Annotated in this window: 2 protein-coding genes; both read right to left on the reverse strand. The window is 71.9% G+C overall.

Annotated features, from left to right (window positions below):
- On the reverse strand, window positions 1-999 hold a 999-nt coding region (locus tag VFO68_RS07205), incomplete at its 3' end, for a PHB depolymerase family esterase (RefSeq protein WP_325157385.1).
- A 153-nt stretch (window positions 1,000-1,152) separates the two neighbouring features.
- Complete coding sequence (locus tag VFO68_RS07210) at window positions 1,153-2,190, reverse strand: LacI family DNA-binding transcriptional regulator (protein WP_325157386.1); 1,038 nt, start codon at window positions 2,188-2,190, stop codon at window positions 1,153-1,155.
- Window positions 2,191-2,260 lie beyond the last annotated feature (70 nt).

The raw sequence follows: 2,260 nt of genomic DNA on the forward strand, positions 1-2,260 counted from the left end.
GGGCGGAGGCGGGTTCGGCGGCGGAGGAGGCGGCGGCGGCGGGTTCGGCGGCGGAGGAGGCGGCGGCGTGGTGCTGTTGAGGCCGAAGAACTGGATGGCGCGCGCGCCCATGCCGTTGACCAGCGCGTTGTGCGAGCCGCCCTGGATGCTGATCGCCTCTACCGGCGACATGGTGCCGGTGCCGCCGTACCGCGTGCGGGTCCACGACGGCTGCGGGCTGTCCGTCATGCTCGGGGTCTGGCTCAGGCCGTGGACGTTCGTCCACTGCTTGATCTGTTCCTGGAAGTTCGGGTAGCGCAGCGTGTCGTCGTTCGTGCCGTGCCAGGTCTGCATCCGCGGACGGCGGCCGGTGTAACCGGGGAACGCGTTGCGGACCAGGTCGCCCCACTGCTGCGCGGTCATGATCCGCTGGCCGTTGGCGCACTGGCTGTTCCACATCGAACCGTCGGTGGTGGCGAAGCACGCGAACGGCACGCCCGCGAAGGCGGCACCGCCGGCGAAGACGTCCGGGTACGCCCCGAGCAGGACGTTGGTCATCATGGCGCCGGAGGACGCGCCGGTGGCGAACACCCGAGCGGGGTCGCCGCCGTACCGCTGGAGCGTCCAGTTGACCATCGAGACGATGCCCAGCGAGTCGCTGCCGCCGTTGTGGCGCAACGTCTGCGGCGAGGAGACGTCGAAGCAACTGCCGGACCGGGTCGCCGTCGGGTAGATGACGATGAAGCCGTAGGTGTCGGCCTGCTGGGCGAACTCGCGGCCGGCGCCGTTGTAGAACGCCTCACCGGTGCCGGTGCAGTAGTGCGACGCCACCACGATGCCCGGGCGGGTGGCGAGCCGGTCGGGCACATAGATGTGCATGCGTAGGTTGGACGGGTTCGTGCCGAACCCGGTGACCTCGACCAGTGAGGCGGCGGCCGCCGGTCCCGGCCCCAACAACGTGGCGAGCGAGGCGAGCACCAGCGCGAACACCGCGCCGAGTGCGGTCGTACGGACTCTCATTCACTACCCCCGGGTGGGTGAGGGTGGGGTACGGGCATCGACGGACCACGATGTCCTGAAACATTCCGGAGGGTAGACCGAAAATTTTCCGCGGGCAAGCGGGGGGCGCGGCCGGCGCCGATTGACCGAAATCCGGCCGGGCGGCCGGCGGCGTCAGGCGCGGCGGGGCGGCGCGGTGCTCTGCCGGACGACCAGTTCGGTGGACAGCTCCACCCGGGTCTGCTCCAGGGGCTCGGCGTTCGCCAGCGCGACCACCATCCGGGCCGCCATGGCGCCCATGAGCTGGAGGGGCTGCCGCACCGTGGTCATCGGCGGCCCCGCCCACCGGCTGAACGGCAGGTCGTCGAAGCCGACCACGCTGAGGTCGTCCGGGATCCGCATGCCGAGCTGGCGGGCCGCCTCGTACACGCCGTGGGCCTGCAGGTCGTTGGTGGTGACGATCGCCGTCGGCGGCTCCGGCAGGGTGAGCAGCGCCGTGCCGTCGCGCAGGCCGCCGTCGACGTACAGCGGGCCGATCCGGATCAGCTCGCGGTCCACCGGGACGCCGGCCGCGTCCATCGCCGCGCTGAAGCCGTCCAGCCGGGCGCGGCTGAACGGCCAGGTGAGGTTGCCGCACAGCATGCCGATGCGCCGGTGGCCCAGCTCCAGGAGGTGCCGGGTGGCCACCATCGCGCCGGTGTAGTTGGTCGCGACGACCGACGGCGTGTCGTGCAGCGGCTCGCCGGTCGGGTCCAGTACCACCAGCGGGATGGAGCGGGTCGCCAGCTGGGACTGCTGCTGCACGGTCAGGTCGGACAGTACGGCGATGACGCCCGTCGGGCGCCGGGAGAGCACCTGCTCCGTCCACGCCTTGCCCGGCGTGAGCCGGCCCTGCATCTCGGTGAGCACCACCGCCAGGTCCTGCTCGCGGGCCACCTGCTCGACGCCCTGGATCAGCTCCAGCGCCCACAGGCTGTCCAACGCGTGGAACACCAGCTCGAGCAGGGCCACCGGGTCCGCACCGTCCGGCCGCCGGTACCCGTGCTCGCGCAGCAGCGCCTCCACCCGGCGACGCGTCGACAGCGCCACTCCCGTCTGTCCGTTGAGCACCCGCGACACGGTCGGCGCGGACACGCCGGCGAGGCGCGCGATGGTGGCGACGGTGGGCCTTCCCCGGCCGCCCGATCGGGCCTCGGCCTGCGAGCCGTTCACGGCCCGAAGTGTAACCACGCTTTCACCGCATTACGGAAGGCGAAAGTCGGTTGCCGGGATGATCGGCCGG

This window comes from Actinophytocola sp. (assembly GCF_035712165.1).
Taxonomy (GTDB): Bacteria; Actinomycetota; Actinomycetes; order Mycobacteriales; family Pseudonocardiaceae; genus DASYTH01.